This window comes from Streptomyces sp. NPDC111802 (assembly GCF_055634335.1).
The window spans coordinates 141,292-161,390 of the sequence record NZ_JBVKCZ010000013.1 but is presented as its reverse complement, the minus strand read 5'-3'; the positions used below and the strand labels follow the sequence as shown (position 1 = coordinate 161,390).

Below are 20,099 nucleotides of genomic sequence, written 5' to 3'. Positions count from 1 at the left end.
AGGGGGACGGTACATGCGCGGGCCGGGGAGGATTTGGCGGGGCAAGAGCACGCCGGCGAAGGTCGAGACGTACACGCGGTGGTCGTTCCACTTCTTCGCGGTGATGGAGGTCGCGTCGACCGCATTACCGGTCACCGGCCAGGCGGGGCCCGAGCTGGGCGGCTGGCTGTTGCTCGCGGTGTGCGCGCACGCGGTGGTCTGCGCCCTGATCGTGTCGCGGGCGGTGGACTGGGTCTGCGGTCGGCGTGAGCAGCCCGTACGCCTGCTGTGGACGCTCGGCGCCATCACCGCGGCGGTCGCCGCCACGGCTCTCGCCCTTGTCGCGTACGGGCCGAAGGGCGATGGCGTCGACTCCGCGGCGGGCACCGTCTTCAGCGTCGTCACGTTCTTCGGGGTGGGCATCATCGCGCTGGGGGTGCGCGACCGCAGGCGCGTGATCGCCGTGGTCGTCGGCTTCGCGACGGGTGCGGGGCTCTTCGTACTCCTGATCAGCGGGTCCGCTTTCGCCGCGCTGGTCATCGCCCTGATCTCACTGCTCGGCAGCACCTTCATCGCCTTCGTCGCCGTCTTCTCCGTCTGGCTGCTCAGGGCCGTCTACGAACTCGACGAGGCCCGCGAGACCCGCGCCCGGCTCGCGGTCGCCGAGGAGCGGCTTCGGTTCGGGCGGGATCTGCACGACGTGATGGGGCGCAATCTCGCGGTCATCGCCCTCAAGAGCGAACTCGCCGTGCAACTCGCGCGGCGCGGACGGCCCGAGGCCGTGGAGCAGATGATCGAGGTGCAGCGGATCGCGCAGGAGTCGCAGCGCGAGGTGCGGGACGTCGTACGGGGGTACCGGGAGGCCGACCTGGAGGTCGAACTCGCCGGTGCGCAGGGGGTGTTGACGGCGGCCGGGATCGAGTGCGAGGTGACCGGCCGGGCGGCCGGGCTGCCTGTCGAGGTGCAGTCGGCGCTGGCCTGGGTGGTGCGGGAGGCGACCACCAATGTGCTGCGGCACGGGAATGCCGGGCGGTGCTCGGTGGGAGTACGGGTGCACGAGGGACGTGTGGTGCTGACGGTGGAGAACGACGGGGCCTCCGGGGCCGGCGACGCAGGTGGCGGCTCCGGGCTCACCGGGCTGCGGGAGCGGCTGGCCGCGGTGGAGGGGACGCTGGAGGCCGGTCGGGTCGGCGAGGGGGTGTTCCGGTTGGTGGCGGAGGTGCCGTTGGCCGGGGCCGGTGTGCGGGAGGTCACCGTATGAGCGGGCCGGTGCGGCTGCTGCTCGCCGACGACGAGCATCTGATCCGGGGCGCGCTCGCCACGCTGCTCTCCCTGGAGGACGACCTCGTGATCGTCGCCGAGGCGGCCACTGGGCCCGAGGCGCTGGCGATGGCCCGTGCCCACGTGCCCGATGTCGCCGTACTGGATCTGCAGATGCCCGGGGCGGACGGTGTGAGGGTCGCCACATCCCTGCGCGCCGAACTGCCCGGCTGCCAGGTGCTGATCGTGACCAGCCACGGGCGGCCCGGGCATCTGAAGCGAGCGCTTGCGGCAGGTGTGCGCGGGTTCGTCCCGAAGACCGTCAGCGCTCAGCGGCTCGCGGAGATCATCCGTACCGTGCACGCCGGAAACCGCTACGTCGACCCCGAGTTGGCCGCCGACGCCATCGCCGCCGGGGACTCGCCGCTGACCGCGCGGGAGGCCGAGGTGCTGGAACTCGCCGCCGACGGGGCGCCCGTCGCGGAGATCGCGGAGCGGGCGGCGCTGTCGCAGGGGACCGTGCGGAACTATCTGTCGTCGGCCGTCTCGAAGCTGGGGGCGGAGAACCGGCACGCGGCGGTGCGGCTCGCGCGTGAGCGAGGTTGGGTATAGTTGCTCTCGCGCCACGGCGCAGTGCGGACGTAGCTCAGTTGGTAGAGCGCAACCTTGCCAAGGTTGAGGTCGCGAGTTCGAGCCTCGTCGTCCGCTCTCTTTCGAAAGGCCCCCGGTTCTCCGGGGGCCTTTTCCGTTACGCCCAGCTCGTGCCCGTCAGGCGCTCGTACGCCTCCACGTACTTCGCCCGGGTCGCGTCCACGACCTCCTGCGGCAGCGGCGGCGGGGGCTGCTCGCTCTTACGGTCCCAGCCGGAAACCGGCGAGGTCAGCCAGTCACGGACGAACTGCTTGTCGTACGACGGCTGCGCCCGGCCCGGCTCCCACTGGTCGGCCGGCCAGAAGCGGGACGAGTCCGGGGTGAGCACCTCGTCGGCGATGACCAGGGTCTCCCCGTCGAAGCCGAACTCGAACTTGGTGTCCGCGAGGATGATGCCCCGCTCACGGGCGATGTCCCGGCCTCGGGAGTAGACGGCGAGGGTGGCCTGGCGCAGCCGGGCGGCAGTGTCGGCGCCGACCTGGCGGGCGACCTCCTCGTAGGAGACGTTCTCGTCGTGCTCGCCGACCGCGGCCTTGGTGGCCGGGGTGAAGATCGAGGCGGGCAGCTCGCTGCCGTCGACGAGGCCCTCGGGGAGGGCGAGGCCGCAGACCGTGCGGGAGTCGTTGTACTCGACCAGGCCGGAGCCGGTGAGATAGCCGCGGGCCACGGCCTCCACCGGGATCATGCTCAGGGACTTGCAGATCATGGTGCGGCCCGCCCAGTCGGCGGGGGCGCCCGCGGGCACGTCGGTGCTGATCACGTGGTTGGGGACCAGGTCGGCGAGCTGGTCGAACCACCACAGGGAGAGCTGGGTGAGGACGCGGCCCTTGTCGGGGATCTCGGTCGGCAGCACCCAGTCGTAGGCGGACATACGGTCACTGGCGACCATCACGAGGTCGCCCGCCTCGTTCTGGTACAGCTCGCGCACCTTTCCGGTGTGCAGATGCACCAAGCCCGGAACCTGGATCGGCTCGGGCTTTTCTACGAATCCGGACACGGTTCCTCCCCGTGGTTCTGTCCAACGGGTCGATTGTCCCGTATGGGCCGCTGACCTTGGACTTGGGGGTGTGTTGGGTGAGGGGCTGGGGTGTGCTGGGTGAGGTGTTGGGGCGCGCTTGGTGAGGTGCTGGGGGCGTGCTGGGTGTGAGGCTGGGGCGTGCTGGGTGAGCTCAGTCACGTTTGCAGATGCGGTCCAGGAGGTTCGCGGTGGCGCGCTGGACGCGGGCGTCGACATGGCCCGGGCGGTCCAGCGCCGGGGACCAGGCGAATGTTCCGGACGCGAAGACCAGGGCGCCCGAGGGGGATCGGTACAGGGACGTCTCCTGGTGGCGGAGGACCCCCTCCTTGTCGGTGTACGGGGAGTGCGCGAGCAGGATGCGCTCCTCGTGCTCGGGCAACCGAGCGCGTGGGAAGTAGCGGTCGGCCTCGCCGGCGACCAGGCCCTCGATCTCGTCGCCCTCTTGGGCGCCGGTCGCCTCCCACAGCCAGTGGTCGGCGTTGCGGACGATCAGGGGGTGCGGCTCCGGGACCTGGCCCGCGTACTGGATTCCGATCAGCTCCTGCTCGGGGCGGTCGATCTCCCGCCACAGGACCGGGCGGCCGGGGCCCTTGCGCTTGCGGCAGGTGAGCAGGCGGTCGGGGACGCCGGACGGGGAGGGGCCCAACTCCACCTGCCAGTACATGGAGTTGGCGGAGAGGAAGACGAGGGAGGTGCCGTTCTCGCGGGCGAGCTCTACGGTGCGGCGCATGTTCGACGACCAGTACTCGTCGTGGCCGGGGAAGACCAGGCCGCGGTAGCGAGTGGGGTCGACATGGCCGCCGTGCAGGTCGCGTGCGTCGGCGTAGGCGATGTCGTAGCCGTAGCGCTCGGCCCAGCGGATGAAGTCGTAGGCGTGGCCGACATGCATGGGCAGGCCCGCGCCCGCGTACGGGCGGTCGAAGGAGACGGTCGTGGCGGCGTCGGCCTCGCCGAGCAGCCGGCCGTCCCCGTCCCAGGCGTGGTAGAGGCTGGCGCCGGTGCGGCCGTCCTCGGGGTAGAGGTTGTAGGCCTGCCAGGTGACGTCGGGCAGGAGCAGAAGCAGGTCCGCGGGGTGGTTGTCGCGGACGGTGAAGGGGATGTGGGAGCGGTAGCCGTCGGCGGTGGTGAGGACGGCGACGTACGCGCCGATGCTCCAGAACGAGGGGATCTGCAGGCGCCAGGACAGCCACCAGTGATGGCAGGAGACCGTGCGGTCGGCGGTGAGCGGCCGGGGCTGGACGATGCCGGAGAGGCGAGGGCTGGTGGTGATCTTGGCCGCGCCGTCGCCGCCGTAGTGGCCGATCCGGTAGATGTCGACGCTGAACTCCTGGGGCGGGTCCACGGTGATGTGGAAGTCGACCGCCTCCCCGGGGGAGACCGCGCCGGTGGAGGTGAAGCCCTTGATCTGACGGCGGACGTCATCGGCGGAGCGCGGGCCGGCACTGCGGGGGGCGGGGACCCTGGGGGTGTCCGACGTCGGCGGGTGGGCCTGGCCGTCGACGTACCAGGGGACGACCTGGCCGGTGTCGTCGAAGTACGTGACGTTTCCGCGCAGCCAGGGGACCGGGCCCTGGCCGAAGGGGTCCGTCACGGCGTGCGCGAGTGCTCCGGACTCCCAGCGGCGGATCTGCTCCGACCCCATGGCCATACCCCTCCCTCGTCCCCCGTGGTGGTGCAGCGAGCGTTGTGTGGTGCGTTGTCTGGTGCGTGCTGTGTGGGTGTGTGCTGTGTGGCGTGGGCTTTCGCATGGCTGCCGTATGGCTGTCGTATGACGTAAGCCCTTGCCATTTGCGCTATCGGTCCCAGCACATCACATTACGCACGCATGCTGTCACTATTCGTTGCGAATTGGCCGAAAGTGGAACCGGGGACTCCGGCCGCGAACGGCACGTACGGCTTCGCGTATGTGGTGTGATGCTGCCGGATCCGCCGGTGTGCGGAGGTCGCACATGCGTCGGTCACACCAGGCGCACCGGCTTCTCCGGGCGTATCCCCGACTCCACGAGCCAGGCGCGCAGAGGTGCCGGGTCGCCGTCCTCGATGAGGCTGAGGACTCGGGGGGTCAGATCGGCGGCCCGTTCGCCGTTGATGAGAAGCGTGGGGCCGTCGAGCCAGTCCAGGCCGGGGGCCGCGCCCGCGGTGTCCATCGCCGCGCAGCAGACCATCGCCGTCACATGGTCGGTGAGCAACTCACGCGAGGTGCGCGGCGGTTGGAGCGGGAAGAGGGGGAGCGCACCGATGTCCAGAAGCGTGTTGCCGGGGTCGGGGGACGCCGTCCGCTCCGCGGGGGCCGCGGCCTCCTCGCGGGCCAGCTCGGCGGTCAGGCCGGCGGCCAGTGCGGAGCTTCGCTCGGTTTCGGGGTCGTCGGTGGGGTGGTCCTCGGCCATGGCGGCGTAGGGGGGTTTGGGGAGCTTGGGGGGCTTGGGGGGCTTGGGGAGGTTGAGGGGAGGGGACGGGGCGGAGGGGCTCGGGGTGTTGGGGGCGACGTCGGAGGGCGTTGGGGCGTCGGCGTCGGTGTTGTCGCGGGAGAGCCTCGGGGCGCCGGTGTCGGCGTCGGCGTCGGCGTCGGGGTCGGCGTCGGTGTCGGGGTCGGCGTCGGTGTCGGGGTCGGCGTCGGTGTCGGAGAGGCTTTGCGCGTGGCCGTTGGAAGGCTCGGCGGGCTGGGGTGGGGTGTCGGTCGGTGGGGTCGACAGGTGGTCCAGGACGCGGGCCAGGGTGGGGCCGTCGGTCTCCAGGGAGGTGTCGTCGGTGGTGCGGCGGACGCCCAGGGCGTCGAGGACGCGGTGCAGGCGGGCCGCGTCGGTGCGCCACTTCCGGTCGACGACCTCCTCCGGATACTCCTGCCACTCCACCGGGGACCAGTCCGGGCCGCGCTCGGCGGGGCCGCCGTGGAACAGACGGGCGGCGAGGAGTGAGGCGGCCTCGTCGACCGTGCCGGGCTCTTCGAGCAGGTCACAGGCGGGGCGCTCACCCAGCCGGGAGGCGAAGCCCTCGGCCAGCCGGTCCCGCCGGGACAGCTCGGTGAGAGCGGCCACGACGCCCGCGTCCAGCCGGGACGGCCAGCGGCCCATCCGCCAGGCCGGCAGCGCGACCCGCGTGAGCAGCCGGTCCCAGCCCGCGTACGCCAGCCCGACCTGCTCCTGGGCGACGATCCGCAGTCCGTAATCCACAGCCTGTGCACGCTCGGCGGCCGCGGCGGCCACGCCCCGCTCCATCTCCGTGGCGTGCTCCCGGCAGCTGCGCAACAGCAGCCGTGCGACCCAGCCGAGGCCCGCGCACACCGCACGCGACCCCGGGCAGCGGCCGCGCGTCGAGGCGACGGCCACCGTGGCGTCCAGGCCCCGGACGAAGCGCCGGGCCTGGGCTATGTCCGGATGCGCCGAAGGTCCCGTACCGGCGACGACGGGGGCGAGGACCGCGCGCAGCTCGCCCACGCGCATCCACCACAGGAACGGGGAGCCGATGACGAGGACGGGGGCTGCGGTCGTACGGCGATGAGTGGCGCGCGTGCTTCCGCCATGCAGGCCGTTGAGCCCGTCGTCGTCACCCTCGGCCGGGGGCGGGCCGTGAGCCCGGTGGGTGCGGTCCTCCAGCCAGCTGTCGCAGTCCGGGGTGAGCGCTATCGCGGACGGGGCGGGGACGGCGAGGCGGTCGGCGAGGTCGCGCACCATCCGGTACAGGTCCGGGGCCTGTTCCTCGGCGATGGGGACCGTCGGGCTGACGGCGGGGCGGGCGCGGGCGACGACCAGGGCGATGCCGGCCGCGGCGAGCAGGACGAGGGCGGCGACCGGAGTGAGGACCCAGCGGGCGGCGTGCCAACCCGGGCCCACGAAATGTCCGGTGGAGACGCCGGCGAGCAGCACCACGGCGACCGCCGCGGGCAACAGGGCGACGGCCAGCGCTCGGCTGCGAATGCGCAGCACCACGAGGGCCCGGGCACGCGCTGCCTGCGCACCCGCCTCCACACCCATACCGGTCACGGCCGGACCTCACCCCCTCCCCACTGCCCTGGCTGTCCGGACTGTCCTGGCTTTGCTCACTCCCCCACTGTGGCACCCACCACTGACATCGCAATGCCGGTGGGCCAAGTGCCGGAACGCTTGCGCCGCACCCTAGTTGGGGCGTCGACCCACGTCAGCCGGATGGGGCATCGGTCACTCGATGGAATGGCTTTGGGGAGAGGTGGCTGACGGAATGCAAGGATCAGGCCCCGAATCCTGAGACGGACTCGGGGCCTGCCGGGTTTATCGGGAGCGGGATTTCGAAGGAGCGTCGTGGCTACGCGCCGGCCACCTTCGCCGCGATGTCCGTGCGGTACTGGGAGCCGTCGAGCTTGATGCGGGCGACTGCCTGGTACGCGCGGTCGCGGGCCGTGGTGAGGTCCTTGCCGGTCGCCGTGACGGACAGGACGCGGCCACCGGCGCTGACGACCGCGTCGCCGTCCTGCTTGGTGCCGGCGTGGAGGACGTAGGCGTGCGGGGCGTCCTCGGCGGCCACCTCGTCGAGGCCGGTGATCGGGTCGCCGGTGCGCGGGGTGCCGGGGTAGTTGTGCGAGGCGACGACCACGGTGACCGCGGCGTCGTCGCTCCAGCGCAGGCGCTCCAGGGCGGCGAGCTCGCCCTTGGCGGCGGCCAGCAGTACACCGGCCAGCGGGGTCTTCAGACGGGCCAGGACGACCTGCGTCTCGGGGTCGCCGAAGCGGGCGTTGAACTCGATCACCCGCACGCCCCGCGAAGTGATCGCAAGGCCGGCGTAGAGCAGTCCGGAGAACGGGGTGCCGCGGCGGCGCATCTCGTCGACGGTCGGCTGCAGCACCGTCTCCATGACTTCCTCGACCAGCTTCGGGTCGGCCCACGGAAGCGGGGAGTACGCGCCCATGCCGCCGGTGTTCGGACCCTCGTCCCCGTCGAGCGCCCGCTTGAAGTCCTGGGCGGGCTGGAGCGGGACCACCGTCAGGCCGTCGGTGATGGCGAAGAGGGAGACCTCGGGGCCGTCGAGGAACTCCTCGATGACGACGCGCTCGCAGGAGTTGGCGTGCGCCCTGGCCGTCTCGAGGTCGGCGGTCACGACGACGCCCTTGCCGGCGGCGAGGCCGTCGTCCTTGACCACGTACGGGGCGCCGAAGGCGTCGAGGGCCTCGTCGACCTCGTCGGGGGTCGTGCAGACGTAGGAGCGGGCCGTCGGGACGGCGGCCGCCGCCATCACGTCCTTCGCGAACGCCTTGGAGCCCTCGATCTGCGCGGCCTCCCCGGAAGGGCCGAAGACCGGGATGCCCGCCTCGCGCACCGCGTCGGCGACCCCGGCGACAAGGGGTGCCTCCGGGCCCACGACCACGAGGCCGGCGCCGAGCTGTTCGGCCAGCGCGGTTACGGCCGCGCCGTCCAGGGCGTCGACCTGGTGCAGCTCGGCGACCTCGGCGATACCGGCGTTGCCGGGGGCGCAGTGCAGCGCGGTGACGTCGGGGTCGAGGGACAGGGAGCGGCACAGGGCGTGTTCGCGGGCGCCGCTGCCGATGACGAGGACCTTCACGGGGGTCAGCCTAACGGGGTTTTTGTGCGGGGTGCCGAGGGGCTGGGGGTTGGTGACCTGTACGTTCCTCCAAGCCGACGTCCGGATCGGGGGCGCAGAGGGCGTGATGGATGCCGCCGCTGGGGGCTTGCCGCCCTGGCTCCGACCCCCTCCCCCGGAGTCCCTACTCGTGTGTGATCTCCTCCACCACCGTCGCCCCCAGCTCTCGCACGATCAGGTCGTGGCCGGACAGCGCCGACTCGTTGAGGTCGGGGTCGTCGTCCTCGGGGATGTCGTCCTCGGGGGCGACCGGGTGCGGAGGCTCCGGGGCGGAGGTCCTGGACGGCTGGGGGGCCGGGGTGGGCGCGGCGGTGGATCCCGTCGGGGCCGCCGGCGGTGGGGTGGGTGTGGCGGACGTCGTCGGCTCGGGAGCGGGCGGGCGCTGGGCGGTCGTACCGCCACCGCCGTAGCCACTGTTGCCGCCGCCACCGCCGTAACCGCCGGCGCTGCCTCCGCCGTAGCCACCGCCTCCGCCGCCGAAGCCGGAGGAACCGGAGGAACCGCCTGTGCCGCCGCTCGGCGGGGGCGCCGAACTGCCGCCCGACGGGTCGATGATCGACTCGATCTTCCACTGGACGTTGAACTGCTCCGCCAGCGCCTGTCGCAGCACGTCCTCGCTGCCGCTGCTCGCGAAGTTGTCGCGCGCGCCGGCGTTGACGAAGCCGAGTTGGAGGGTGGTGCCGTCGAAGCCTGCCACCTGGGCGTTCTGGCTGAGCAGGATCCAGGTGAAGCGGCGACGGTTCTTGACCGCCTCCAGGATGTTCGGCCAGAGCATGCGGGGGTCGAGGCCGCCGCTCGGGGTGGGGGTGGGGCCTGGTGCGGGGGCAGGCGTGGGGGCGGGAGCCGCGGGCTGCGGAGCGGGCGCGGGGGTGCTGCCGGGTCCGGCCTGGGACTGGGCGCCGCCACCCGCCGGGGCCGCCGTGGGCCAGCCTCCGGGGCGCCGGCCACCGCCTGCGGGCGCGGCGGTGGGCCACGCGCCGGGGGCGGGGGCGGAGGCCGGGGGTGCCTGCGGGGGCGCGGCGGCCGGGGCGGGCGTGGGCGCCGGGGTGGGGGGAGCCTGCTGCGGCTGCGGCTGTGGCTGCTCGCTCTGCGGTGCTCCGGCGGGGGGCTGCCCCGTCGGAGCCGCGGCCGCACCGGCACCGGCGCTGGCCCCGGCGCCGGCCGGAGGCGGGCCGGAAGCCCGTACGGCAGCCCGGGCCGCGGCCGGCCCGCCGCCCGGCGGAACCGGCGCGGCGGCCGCTCCGCCGTGCGCGTCGGGACCGGGCACGTACCCCATCGCGGGCATGCCACCGCCCCCGGAGAAGTTGACGCCCCGCTCCAGCCGGTCGAGCCGGGCCATGACCGAGCGCTCGTCCCCGTACGCGGCCGGCAGCAGCACGCGCGCGCAGATCAGTTCGAGCTGCAGTCGGGGCGAGGTGGCGCCCCGCATCTCGGTCAGGCCCTCGTTGACCAGATCGGCGGCACGGCTCAGCTCGGCGGCGCCGAAGGTGCCGGCCTGGGCCCGCATACGCTCCAGGACGTCGGCAGGCGCGTCGAAGAGGCCCTTCTCGGTCGCGTCCGGCACGGCGGCGAGGATCACGAGGTCCCGCAGCCGCTCCAGCAGGTCGGCGACGAAGCGCCGGGGGTCGTTGCCACCCTCGATGACACGGTCCACGACCTCGAAGGCGGCGGCGCCGTCACCGGTGGCGAAGGCTTCGACGACGGAGTCGAGGAGCGACCCGTCGGTGTACCCGAGGAGAGAGGTGGCCATGGCATACGTCACACCCTCCTCTCCCGCTCCGGCGAGCAGCTGGTCCATGACGGACATGGAGTCACGCACGGACCCGGCGCCCGCGCGGACGACGAGCGGCAGCACGCCCTCCTCGACGGGGATGTTCTCGCGGCCGCAGACCTCGCCGAGGTAGTCCCGCAGGGTCCCCGGCGGCACCAGCCGGAAGGGATAGTGATGGGTCCGCGACCGGATGGTCCCGATGACCTTCTCGGGCTCGGTCGTGGCGAAGATGAACTTCAGATGCTCGGGCGGCTCCTCGACGACCTTCAGCAGCGCGTTGAAGCCGGCCGACGTGACCATGTGGGCCTCGTCGATGATGTAGATCTTGTAGCGACTGCTCGCGGGTCCGAAGAAGGCCTTTTCGCGCAGCTCACGGGCGTCGTCCACACCACCGTGCGATGCCGCGTCGATCTCGATGACGTCGATGGAACCCGGGCCGTTGCGCGCCAGGTCCTGGCAGGACTGGCACTCCCCGCACGGGGTCGGCGTCGGCCCCTGCGCACAGTTCAGACACCTCGCGAGGATCCGCGCGCTGGTCGTCTTGCCGCACCCGCGCGGGCCGCTGAACAGGTACGCGTGATTGACCCGGTTGTTCCGCAGCGCCTGCTGCAACGGGTCGGTGACATGCTCCTGCCCGATGACCTCGGCGAACGACTCCGGGCGATAGCGGCGGTACAGCGCGAGAGACGACACGCATACGAGGTTATAGGCGGCCACTGACAACGGGATCCGCCCAGGGCCTCCCGCTCGGGCTCGGGCCCGGCCGCGCCCCTCCCGGGAACGCAAGCGCCCCCCACGCACCCGCCAGAGCCAACCTACCCTTGCTGCCTTCCGGCCCTGGGGGAGTTCAGTCAGATAGCGCCGCGTGAGGGGCTCCGCAAAGAGTACCCGACGTCAGCGGGTAGGAACGAGTTCGCGAGCACTCCTCTCGGTCATGTAATGTTTCCGGCGGAGGATTCGCCTAGAGGCCTAGGGCGCACGCTTGGAAAGCGTGTTGGGGGCAACCCCTCACGAGTTCGAATCTCGTATCCTCCGCCAGTGCCTCACCGGGCACGATGTCGAAGGGCCCCACCGCTTGCGGTGGGGCCCTTCGACGTTGTCCGTCTCAGTTTCCGTCTCAGTTGGGTTCTCGGCCCGTGCCGGGTGGCTCCCAGAGGGCGTCTCCGACTTGCTGAGCGACCTTCCGGAGCATTGATCCGGTGACATGCATGTAGCGAGCGCGCATGCGGGCCGCTCCCCCGGGTTCCCATCCCATGATCGCGTCGACCACGACGTCCGGGACGCCGAGGATCAAGAGGACGGTCGCGGCGGTGTGGCGAGCGTCATGGAGACGGCCGTCCCGTACGCCCGCGTCCCGCAGCAGTCGCTTCCAGATGTGGAAGTCGGTGTTCGGGCTGAGAGGGCCGCCGGTCGGAGAGGCGAAGACGTACCCCTTGTCCTCCCAGTCAGTACCCGCCTCGATCCGTTCCTTCTCCTGTACCTCCTGGTGCTGCCGGAGGAGCTTGATCAGCGGATCGGGCAGTCCGACCGTGCGACGTCCGGCGCGGGACTTGGTGGACTTGTGTTCGCGACGGGTCTGCTGCTTCTGGGGGCAGTAGCCGGCCTTCCGGCCGCAAGGGTTGTCTCCGCAGCCGTGGGCGTACTTGGGACGCAGCCGGTTCTTGCGGATCCGGACGTATCCCGCGTCGAGGTCGACGTCTTCCCAGTGGAGCCCGAGTGCCTCCCCCTGGCGGAGGCCGAGCGCGAGGGCGACGACCCATCGGGCGCTGTTGCGGAGCTTGGCCGCCTCGACGAGCAGGCTCTGAACCTCCTCGATCGTGTACGGCTCGATGTCCTCTTTCTTCGAGCCGCGGAGCCTTGGCGATCTCGGCCACGTTGGTGGCGACGTGCCCACGCCGCACAGCCTCACCGAGGGCGACCCGGATCGTCCGGTGAGCGTGGTGAGCGGTGCCGGCGGAGCTCCCGGCATCCTGCATCTTCCGGTAGAAGCGCTCCAGGTGCTCGGGCTCCAGCTTGTCGAGCTTGTGCGCGCCCAGGCCGGGCACGAGGTGAACGCGTACGTCGACCTCGTACCCGTCGTACGTGTTCTCGGAGACGTACGGCTTGGCGATGTTCTCGACCCAGTGTTCAAGCCAGGCCTGGACGGTCCAGCTTTGGCCCGGCTTCCTGAGCTTCTTGTCATCCCGCGCCCGCTCCATCTCGCGGACAGCCTTGGTCACCTCAGCCTTGGTCTTGCGCTCGATGTGGCGGCGGTCCGGCCTGCCGTCATCACGGACGCCGACCGTCACGCGTCCGTGCCACTTGCCGTCCTTGCCGAAGTAGATCGAGGAGGCCCCGTTCGGCTGGCGCGTGCGCTTCTTCTCTGCCATGGCGTCCCCCTCAGGCCGCTTCGACGGGTCGGTGGCGGAGCTTGGCCACGTAGGCGGGCACGGCATCAGCGGGCACTCGGCGCAGCCGCCCGACCGTCACGGATTCGATCTCTCCTGCGCGGACGAGCCGAAAGCATGTCGTACGGCCGATGCGGAGCCGTCGAGCGGTCTCTTCCACGGTCAGGAGGACCAGGGAAGGATCGGCAGCGGCAGCCTCCTTCACAGCAGCTGCGGCTCGGTGCTCAGCCATGTGTTGGTTCTCCTTCCGTTCCGGGGGCGGGTTCGAGGGAGGCGGCGAGCCAGGCTTCAGCGGCGCTCAGGCCTGTTCCGGCGAACACCCAGTGAGCGAGGACGAGAGTCGTCTCGCCGTCCTGCGGAGCGGCCGGAGCAGCTTGGGCGCGGCGCCATTCGGCGCGGGCGTCGCGGAGGGCGCCAAGGGTGGTGGAGTACCGGCGGGACTTGGTGGAGAAGTGGCCGCGGAAGCCGAGCATGTGTGCCCAGGCCCGGAGTCGGAGGTCTGCCAACTCGGGACGCGCGCCGAGAGACCATGCGGTGCGGATCATGTGCCGGGCGTGGTCGCTGATCCTGGCTTGGGCCAGCTCCGCAAGGAAGCGGATCGGGCGGTCCAGGGTGCCGGTCGCCGTTTCGGCGCCTTTGGTGGCGTACTTGGCGATGTACGCCGCTACGGCTCGCTCAGTCAGCTCCTGGCCGTCGTTGAAGTCGGTAGAGCGGATCGGGCGGACGTCTAGCTGTCGGCCGAAGACGAAGCTGTGGGCCCGCCCGTCGACTTCCGGTCCGTGGACACGGGCGGCTGTAGCTGCCGCTCGGATCGCGTCGGTGAGCAGCTCGGCCGAGGCCCAGGCCGGTGGTGTGGTGTCTCCTCCCTCAGGCCCGTCGAGCCGGACGACGGCATGGAAGTGGACGGCACCGCGCTTCTGGTACTCGGCCACCTTCGCGAAGGAGATCCGCGCGTGATCGCGGAAGGCCCGTTGGGTGAGGCCGGCGCGCTTGGCGACCTCCCGGCGGAGGTAGATGGAGAAGCGCCGCCACAGGGCACCGGCATGCGCGTTCCAGAGCACGGCCGCTTCGTAGTCGTACGTGTCCTGGTCGAGCGGGGTACCCAGCGCGGGATCCTGCTCGTCGTGACGGACGCCGCAGCGGCAGTCCCGGCCACCGCTCGGGCGGTTGTGGACTGGCCCGAAGCTCGGCGCGGTGAACGTGGCGAAGACGCGCGGGTGGGCGGTGACCTGTTCCGAGGTGCCCTTGCCGCCGCGTAGTCCGGCGGTGATCAGGTGGTAGGTATCGCGGCGATACGTCTCGGCGCATGCCGCACAGCGGGTTGCGCGGCGGTTGTTGCACCGGACGAGGAGATGACCGGACGGGAGGGCACCGGAGTCCAGGTGGTGGAGGACTCGGCCTATCTCGCCGGTTGCCTTGTTGACCGCGTACTCCGTGCGGTGGCCGTCGAGGCGGACAGGATGGGTGCAGCCGCCCAGGCCGGAGAGTTGGTGGGCCAGCTCGGGCATGGTGCCGAGGGAGGCCAGCATGGAGAGTTCCGCCAGCGGGGGCGGAGTCTGCCGGGTGATGATGGGACTTCCTTTCGGCTGTTTCGGCGGTTGAGAGGGACGGCCCCGGGGCGGCGGGATGCTTGGCGGCGTTGTTGCCGCCCCGGCGGCCGGTCAGCGCTGATTCGCGTTGCTGACGAGGGAGCGCAGGACTACGGCGGCGATGGCCAGGGACACGGCCGAGACGGCGACCGCCGCCAGGAGCGCGGTGAGCACGACGCCGACGACGACCACGGCGGCGACCGCGCCGACACCGACGCCCACGTACGGGACGACCGGGCGGCCGGCGGACGTAGCCGGGGTGGGTGTGTGGTCCTGCGGGATGTGCGTGGTGATGCGCGGGACGTGTGGGGTGTCAGGCAGCTTGGGGCGCAACATCGCGATGCTCCTTGTCACTTGTGAGTGCCGTTGACGACGTCAACCCCGGTGCGGGTGCCGGACTCGATGGCCGGGGCGAGGAAGGTGTGCGAGAGCCAGAAGCCGAACAGCGCGATCACGACGGCGACCCAGAGCCGGACGCCGAGGAACTTGATCGCGGCCCAGGCGACGACGCCCAGGACGAAGACGAGCGGGAGCGAGACGGTCACGGGATCTCCTCAGCGGATCAGCGGACGCGGCAGCGGTGCGTACGGGCGGCCAGCTCGGCAGCGGCCCGGCTGTCGTAGTCGGTCGAGAAGCCGCAGCGCGGAGCCGTGCAGGCGGCGGTGTGCTTCTCACGGCCCCGGCTGTCGTTGTAGGTGGCGACCTGGACGGGGCCGATGCGGACGACTCGGCGGAAGCGGCGGTTGGCGGGCATCAGTCGTTCTCCTTGTTCGTCTCGCCCGTGAAGTCGGTGACGTGGTCGGCGAGCCAGCGCAAGATCTCGTCGCCCTCGTAGTTGTCGGCGGCGAGGATGACCGGCTCCGCGATCAGCACGGCTTCGGTGAGGCGGTTCTGTCGGGTCAGCTCGGCGGCTCGTTTCAGCGCGCGGAGCGTGGACGGGCGCATGTGGGAAAGTCCTCCGGGGTCAGGTGAGTTGGGCGGCGATGGTTTCGGCGAGCGGCATCGGTACGCCGAGCCGGGCGCGAAGCGTCGAGGTGTCGATGGCGGTCCCGGTCCGGGCGCGGTGTTCGTCGGCGACCTTGCGGGCCAAGGCGACGAGGGCGGGCGGGACCGTGGACGGCGACGGCGGGGCCCACTCCGTTTCATTTGCGGGCAGTTCGGCCACATCCGAGGGCGTCTCGACCTCTGCTGCGATGGCACCCGGTGCTGTGACCGTCGAGGACGGTTCTGGCACCGTCGCCGGAGCCTGACTCGGCTTCGGCGATCCGTGGGCGAGGAGCGTGCCGCCGAGGAAGGCGACAGCGGGCCAGCCCGCGACGAGGATGCGCAGCCAGGCCGGTACGTCGTCCAGGTCGAGCAGCCCGGCAGTGGCGACGTTGGCGCCGAGCGACGCGGTCAGCGCGACGAGGAACCAGCACCACCCGGCCGCTTTCGCTTCGCCGGAGCGGAGCCGCCGCCAGGCCGCCACCATCAGCAGGTCGACAGAGACCGGATAGGCCCACGCCTTCCAGCCGTGCTGTCCGGCAGCCGAGGCCAGGTCGTGCAGGTGGGCGAAGGACAGCGCGGCGGCGATCAGCGCTCGGACGAGCACGGCGTCAACGCGGACGGGCAGGGCACGCACGGCGCCACTCCTTCCGGATTCGGGCATGGAGGGGGTAGGGACTTGGCACGGGACGGCCGCGCCGACCTGGGAGCGGGTACGCCTACTCGGCGACCGGGCGCGGAGCGGCTACCGGCCCAGAGCCCTTCACGGGGACAGGCGGGACGTACGGCCGGAAGGGTGTGAGCGCCGGTACGTCGCGGGCAAGGTGGGCCGTCTCGCGGCAGGTAGCCGCAGCGTCGGCGAGGGACAGATAGGGAGTGCGGATGCGGGACCAGCCACCGGAGGTGTCGCCGACGACGGCCAGGCCGGGCAGCTCGGCGGCGATGGCGCAGGCGGCGAAAACAGCCTCAGGGGCAATGTCGCCGAGCGCCATCTTGGCGGAGGCTTCGTCGTTGACGCGGTGGCAGACACGGCCGGTGAGCTGAGCGCGGAGCATGGTGGCGCCCTTGCCCAGCTCGGCGCCGAAGCGCTGCCCGCAGACCTCCAGGTAGATGCCGGCGGCCCGGCCGAGCTGAGCGAGACGGATGAGCTGGGTCACCATCTCGTCGCGCCGTTCCTCCTCCTTCCGCGTGGCGACGAGGAAAAGTTCGGCCACCTCGTCGATGAACAGCACGATCGGAGCGGGCCGTTCGTCCTCGGACAGTCCCCAGATGTCCGAGGCGATCAGCTCATCCGGAGTACCGGGGGCGAGGCCCTGCCGAGCCTTGATCAGGTCGTACCGGTCCTCCATCTCCCTCACGAGCACAGGAAGCAGCTGGGCCGCCTGATCACGATCGGTCGCCAGCGCCGACAGCCGAGGGGCGAAAGGCGCCAGCTCAACCCCGCGCTTGCAGTCGATCCCGACCAGGACCACCGGCTGAGCCGCCAGCCCGGTGAGCAGGTTCCGCAGGTACATGGACTTGCCCGACAGCGTGGCGCCGAGAACGAGTTCATGAGGTACGGCCTGATAATCGCGGACGAACGCGGTCGCGTCCTCCCGCAGCGCCACCGGCACCCGGAGAGGCCCGCCGACGACCCGGCGGGGCATCCGCACCTTCCGCAGGACATCGAAGCCGACGAGCCGCAGTTCAACGACGCCGGGCTTGACGTCCCGGACGTACACGGCGTGCACACCCCAGGCGTGTCGGAGCCGTTCGGCCGAGGCCGCCACGTCCGCGGGTTCCTGGCCCGGGGCCAGCCGCAGTCGAAGCCGTAGGCCGGTCGAGGTGGGCCGGATCAGACCCCGGCGGGGCGGGACGGGCCGGACCTCATGGCGGGTAGTCGCCCTGACAGCAAGCGCCCGCCAGCGGGACGGCTCGATCGTCAGGCCGCACGCGTCCATGGTCGATGAGTAGGAGGCCAGCAGCCGGGCCACCGAGACCGGCAGCCCGACCGTGGACCAGTACGCCGCCGGGTGGGCGTGCCGGGCGTATGCCGCGCCGCCTATCGCAGCGAGCGACCCGCCCAGCTCGGCCCACGTCACGAGGTCGGTCATGGTGGTCAGCCCGCCTGAGCCATCGGGAAGGCGCCGGGAGCAACGGCGGTGGCCCGATAGGCGATGCCGTGCCGCTGCTGGCCGTTGAACACGCTCTCCCACGGACGGGCGATGAGCCCCGGCAGCGAGACCGGAGCGCCCACGGTCAATCCCTCCGAGATACCGCTCTCGGGGATGGTGACCTGGATCAGCGACGATTCGCCCTCGTCGATGAAGACGACGCCGACCGTCATCAGTGCCTCACCACTCACGGCGTCCTTGGCGATCTCACCGGTCTGCCGGTCGCGCACCTTCGGTGCCGGAGCCTCGGTCAGCAGGATCGTGGCAGACGAGGCGTCAATGCGAATCACACGCACAGGGATTTCTCCTTCTGAGTCGATCAACCTGCCACCTGACAAGTTGACTTAGCAAGTTCGAAGTTAGGGATGCCAGGTTGACTTGTCAAGTGGAGATTGGGGAGAACTGACCCCGATCGAGGCTCAGTTCAAGCGATAGGTGTCTTCGAGTTCCTGCCGATCGGCAGGAAGCAGCACGTCAGAGACTTGTAGTGCCTGCCCGGAGGCGTCACACGCAATGACCAGGACGCTCAGGACGGGCGCACCCTCCGGCAAGTCGAGCAGCTCAGCTTCGTCGCCTTCCGGCAGTCGAGCCGACACTCGCTCCGTCACGTGGTCGAAGCGGATCTTCTTCCGGGCTTCCAGATGCTCACGAGGGCTGCCGCTCAAAGCTTCAGGACTGCCCAACTCGGTGCCTTCGACCAGGCTGGCGGGGAAGTACGACGAGACCAACTCGACAGCTTCGCCGTCCGCTTCGACGAGGAACCGGCGCACAAGAGCCTTGGCCCTCTTGGGCAGCCCGAGCGCGGAAGCAACGCGGGCCGGCACCGGGACTTGGCCGACCTCGACGAGGCGCCCCGAGGCCAACGACTCATCGCGCTCCAGCGCGTCACGACCCCGACTGTCTCTCTGCTCGGCGATGGCCGGACGACCGCGCACGATCGTGCCGTAGCCCTGCCGGGACTCCAGCCAACCATCCCGCTTCAGCAGCTCCAGCGCCCGTACGACGGTCGGGCGGGACATCCCAAAGGCCTGCACCAGCTGATTCTCACTGGGAACGCGGGTGCCCGGCGGATACGTGCCGTCCTCAATGCGACGCTGAATCGTCTGCGCGAGGCGAACGTACTTCGGTGCCTCCACCTCATACGCCATGAACGCCGCCCGTCGAGATTGGCCAAGTCAACTGGTCAACCAGACTAGCGACACTTCGAGCGTCAGAACAGACGGGGTCGTGCATCAAGACGGCCAGGCATCAGCCATCACGAAAGACACGACCGTACCGCCGAAGCGGCTCGGGCCGGAGTGCCACGAGTCGGCGATGGAGTCGACCAGGAGGAGACCACGCCCGTGCGCGTCATTGGCGTCCGGTTGGCGCACGCGCACATTCGCCGGGAATCCGGGATTGTGCACCTCTACACGGAGCGAAGTTTCCTCACGGAACCACTCCACCCGCACGACCCACGGATCATCCGACCGTCCGTAGACGATGGCGTTGGTGACCAACTCGGAGATCATCAGCGCGCAATCGTCGACTGAGCAGGCCGGGTTGTACGGGGCGATGAACTTCTGGAACCAGCGCCGGGCCCGGGGTACCGACTCCGCGATGGGATGCAAGACCATCGCCCCGAGTCGCGGTGCGTCCGGGCCCGGGTGCCGGTCGATTGTGTAGGCCATCCGTGCTCACTTCCTGCCGGTGCCGTCGCAGTCGAGGCACCGTCGCTTCGATGTGGCACGGGCACGGTCGTTGACGGTGGAGAGCGCCAGCGCCGTACGCGAGCTGACGCGTTTCCAACCACGCCCCCGGCAACCCCGGCAAGCTAAGCGCGCGTCCTGTTCCGGCCGCTGACCCGTCACGCCGTGCCCCCTTCCGATCAAGTGGCCTTAGCCACTTACTGGATAGTGGCATTAGCCACTCGCTGCATGCAAGCGGTTCGGCGGAACTTGCGAACCGTCAGGTGAGCGGGTAGCCCTGTTCGAATGCCCAGCGGTGCGGCGGGTAGGTAGCTTCGGCGAACTCCAACGGCCGGTCCTGGAGGTCGAAGACGACGTGATGGACGATCAACACGGCTGAGCCGGAAACCAGTTTCAGGTCTGCTGCTTCCTCGTCCGTGGCGGCCCGAGCGCACATGCGGTCTTCGGCGTAGCTTCCCTGGCGTCCCGTCATGTTCTCGACGTACATCAGGGTGCCTTCCTGGATCCGCTCGGGATCCAGAAGCTTGGGCGCCTTCTGGCCGACGTCAGGAGCGAACCACGAGGTGGACAGCGTGATGGGCCCGTCCTGGTTGTTGGTGATGCGCCGGCGATGCACGGCTCGACGATCCTTGACCAGGCCCAACGCCTCGGCAACGTGGTCCGGCGCCTCCAGCCAGCCCGCAGAGGTGATGACCGCGTATTCACCCGAGGTGTAGATCTTCCCGGTCTGCCGGGCCCTCCCGTACAACTCCCGTGCGCGCCGGTTGACTTCGAGGCTCCGCACGTACGTGCCCGACCCCTGCCGCTTCTCGACCAGGCCCTGATGGCTCAGCGCCTCCAGCGACCGTGCTGCTGTCGGCCTCGACACCTTCCAGTCAGCAGCGAGTTGCCGTTCCGAAGGAACCTCGTCCCCCGGCCGCAGATCTCCCCGCAGGATCTGATCACGGATGAAGTGCGCGATCTGGAGATACTTCGGCTGAGCCTCCTCAATCTGAGGCATGCTCCCTCCCTGTTCAAGTGGCTATGGCCTATAGCCACTATAGGGTGAGTG

Annotated in this window: 19 protein-coding genes, 2 tRNA genes, 1 other RNA gene and 1 pseudogene; 4 read left to right on the top strand and 19 right to left on the bottom strand. The window is 70.7% G+C overall.

Annotation, left to right across the window (positions count from 1 at the left end):
* The first annotated feature begins 13 nt into the window (after positions 1-13).
* From ACZ7NC_RS17010 to ACZ7NC_RS17000, 3 genes are all read left to right on the top strand, one after another.
* Complete coding sequence (locus tag ACZ7NC_RS17010; protein WP_471488964.1) at positions 14-1,240, top strand: sensor histidine kinase; 1,227 nt, start codon at positions 14-16, stop codon at positions 1,238-1,240.
* Positions 1,237-1,851, top strand: a complete 615-nt coding sequence (locus ACZ7NC_RS17005) for a response regulator (RefSeq protein ID WP_471488963.1) — start codon at positions 1,237-1,239, stop codon at positions 1,849-1,851. Before ACZ7NC_RS17010 ends, ACZ7NC_RS17005 begins: the two co-directional genes overlap by 4 nt.
* 23 nt (positions 1,852-1,874) lie before the next feature.
* A tRNA-Gly gene (locus ACZ7NC_RS17000) sits at positions 1,875-1,947 on the top strand.
* Between the two features lie 40 nt (positions 1,948-1,987).
* Here ACZ7NC_RS17000 and ACZ7NC_RS16995 read toward each other — a convergent pair.
* The 6 genes from ACZ7NC_RS16995 to ffs all read right to left on the bottom strand — a co-directional run bounded on the left by ACZ7NC_RS16995 (position 1,988) and on the right by ffs (position 11,125).
* Positions 1,988-2,887, bottom strand: a complete 900-nt coding sequence (locus ACZ7NC_RS16995) for a phosphoribosylaminoimidazolesuccinocarboxamide synthase (protein WP_471488961.1) — start codon at positions 2,885-2,887, stop codon at positions 1,988-1,990.
* Between the two features lie 172 nt (positions 2,888-3,059).
* Entirely contained in the window at positions 3,060-4,550 is a 1,491-nt protein-coding gene (locus tag ACZ7NC_RS16990) for a N,N-dimethylformamidase beta subunit family domain-containing protein (RefSeq protein WP_471488959.1), read from the bottom strand.
* Between the two features lie 316 nt (positions 4,551-4,866).
* Positions 4,867-6,879 (bottom strand): M48 family metalloprotease, encoded by a 2,013-nt coding sequence (locus ACZ7NC_RS16985; RefSeq protein WP_471489079.1) that lies wholly within the window; start codon positions 6,877-6,879, stop codon positions 4,867-4,869.
* Between the two features lie 307 nt (positions 6,880-7,186).
* Entirely contained in the window at positions 7,187-8,437 is a 1,251-nt protein-coding gene (gene purD / locus ACZ7NC_RS16980) for a phosphoribosylamine--glycine ligase (RefSeq protein WP_471488957.1), read from the bottom strand.
* A gap of 163 nt (positions 8,438-8,600) precedes the next feature.
* On the bottom strand, positions 8,601-10,940 hold the full coding sequence (locus tag ACZ7NC_RS16975) for a DNA polymerase III subunit gamma and tau (protein WP_471488955.1): 2,340 nt from the start codon (positions 10,938-10,940) through the stop codon (positions 8,601-8,603).
* Between the two features lie 86 nt (positions 10,941-11,026).
* An RNA gene (gene ffs / locus ACZ7NC_RS16970) (signal recognition particle sRNA small type) lies at positions 11,027-11,125 on the bottom strand.
* A gap of 72 nt (positions 11,126-11,197) precedes the next feature.
* On the opposite strand from ffs, the gene ACZ7NC_RS16965 reads away from it, so the two are divergent.
* A tRNA-Ser gene (locus ACZ7NC_RS16965) sits at positions 11,198-11,285 on the top strand.
* A 79-nt stretch (positions 11,286-11,364) separates the two neighbouring features.
* On the opposite strand, the pseudogene ACZ7NC_RS16960 reads toward ACZ7NC_RS16965, so the two are convergent.
* From ACZ7NC_RS16960 to ACZ7NC_RS16900, 13 genes and pseudogenes are all read right to left on the bottom strand, one after another.
* A pseudogene (locus tag ACZ7NC_RS16960) lies at positions 11,365-12,616 on the bottom strand (tyrosine-type recombinase/integrase).
* Between the two features lie 10 nt (positions 12,617-12,626).
* Positions 12,627-12,866, bottom strand: coding sequence for an excisionase family DNA-binding protein (locus ACZ7NC_RS16955; protein ID WP_471488953.1), 240 nt, complete (start codon positions 12,864-12,866; stop codon positions 12,627-12,629).
* On the bottom strand, positions 12,859-14,163 hold the full coding sequence (locus ACZ7NC_RS16950) for a replication initiator (protein WP_471488951.1): 1,305 nt from the start codon (positions 14,161-14,163) through the stop codon (positions 12,859-12,861). The genes ACZ7NC_RS16955 and ACZ7NC_RS16950 overlap by 8 nt, the downstream gene beginning before the upstream one ends.
* 132 nt (positions 14,164-14,295) lie before the next feature.
* Positions 14,296-14,559, bottom strand: a complete 264-nt coding sequence (locus ACZ7NC_RS16945; protein WP_471488949.1) for a SpdD protein — start codon at positions 14,557-14,559, stop codon at positions 14,296-14,298.
* Positions 14,560-14,573: 14 nt separating this feature from the next.
* Positions 14,574-14,768, bottom strand: a complete 195-nt coding sequence (locus tag ACZ7NC_RS16940; RefSeq protein WP_471488947.1) for a hypothetical protein — start codon at positions 14,766-14,768, stop codon at positions 14,574-14,576.
* A gap of 17 nt (positions 14,769-14,785) precedes the next feature.
* Positions 14,786-14,977, bottom strand: a complete 192-nt coding sequence (locus tag ACZ7NC_RS16935; RefSeq protein ID WP_471488945.1) for a mobile element transfer protein — start codon at positions 14,975-14,977, stop codon at positions 14,786-14,788.
* Positions 14,977-15,168: an RING finger protein gene (locus tag ACZ7NC_RS16930; protein WP_471488943.1), complete on the bottom strand. Its 192-nt coding sequence runs from the start codon at positions 15,166-15,168 to the stop codon at positions 14,977-14,979. Before ACZ7NC_RS16930 ends, ACZ7NC_RS16935 begins: the two co-directional genes overlap by 1 nt.
* Before the next feature lie 19 nt (positions 15,169-15,187).
* Positions 15,188-15,844: a DUF2637 domain-containing protein gene (locus ACZ7NC_RS16925; protein WP_471488941.1), complete on the bottom strand. Its 657-nt coding sequence runs from the start codon at positions 15,842-15,844 to the stop codon at positions 15,188-15,190.
* A gap of 82 nt (positions 15,845-15,926) precedes the next feature.
* On the bottom strand, positions 15,927-17,300 hold the full coding sequence (locus ACZ7NC_RS16920; protein WP_471488939.1) for an FtsK/SpoIIIE domain-containing protein: 1,374 nt from the start codon (positions 17,298-17,300) through the stop codon (positions 15,927-15,929).
* A 5-nt stretch (positions 17,301-17,305) separates the two neighbouring features.
* Complete coding sequence (locus ACZ7NC_RS16915) at positions 17,306-17,656, bottom strand: SCO3933 family regulatory protein (RefSeq protein WP_471488937.1); 351 nt, start codon at positions 17,654-17,656, stop codon at positions 17,306-17,308.
* A gap of 123 nt (positions 17,657-17,779) precedes the next feature.
* A complete protein-coding gene (locus ACZ7NC_RS16910) occupies positions 17,780-18,508 on the bottom strand; it encodes a GntR family transcriptional regulator (protein ID WP_471488935.1) in 729 nt (242 codons plus the stop codon).
* Between the two features lie 84 nt (positions 18,509-18,592).
* Positions 18,593-19,030 carry an ATP-binding protein gene (locus ACZ7NC_RS16905; RefSeq protein WP_471488933.1) on the bottom strand — a complete coding sequence of 146 codons (438 nt, stop codon included), beginning with the start codon at positions 19,028-19,030 and terminating at the stop codon, positions 18,593-18,595.
* 277 nt (positions 19,031-19,307) lie between these two features.
* Positions 19,308-20,048: a GntR family transcriptional regulator gene (locus tag ACZ7NC_RS16900; RefSeq protein WP_471488931.1), complete on the bottom strand. Its 741-nt coding sequence runs from the start codon at positions 20,046-20,048 to the stop codon at positions 19,308-19,310.
* Between the last annotated feature and the right edge of the window lie 51 nt (positions 20,049-20,099).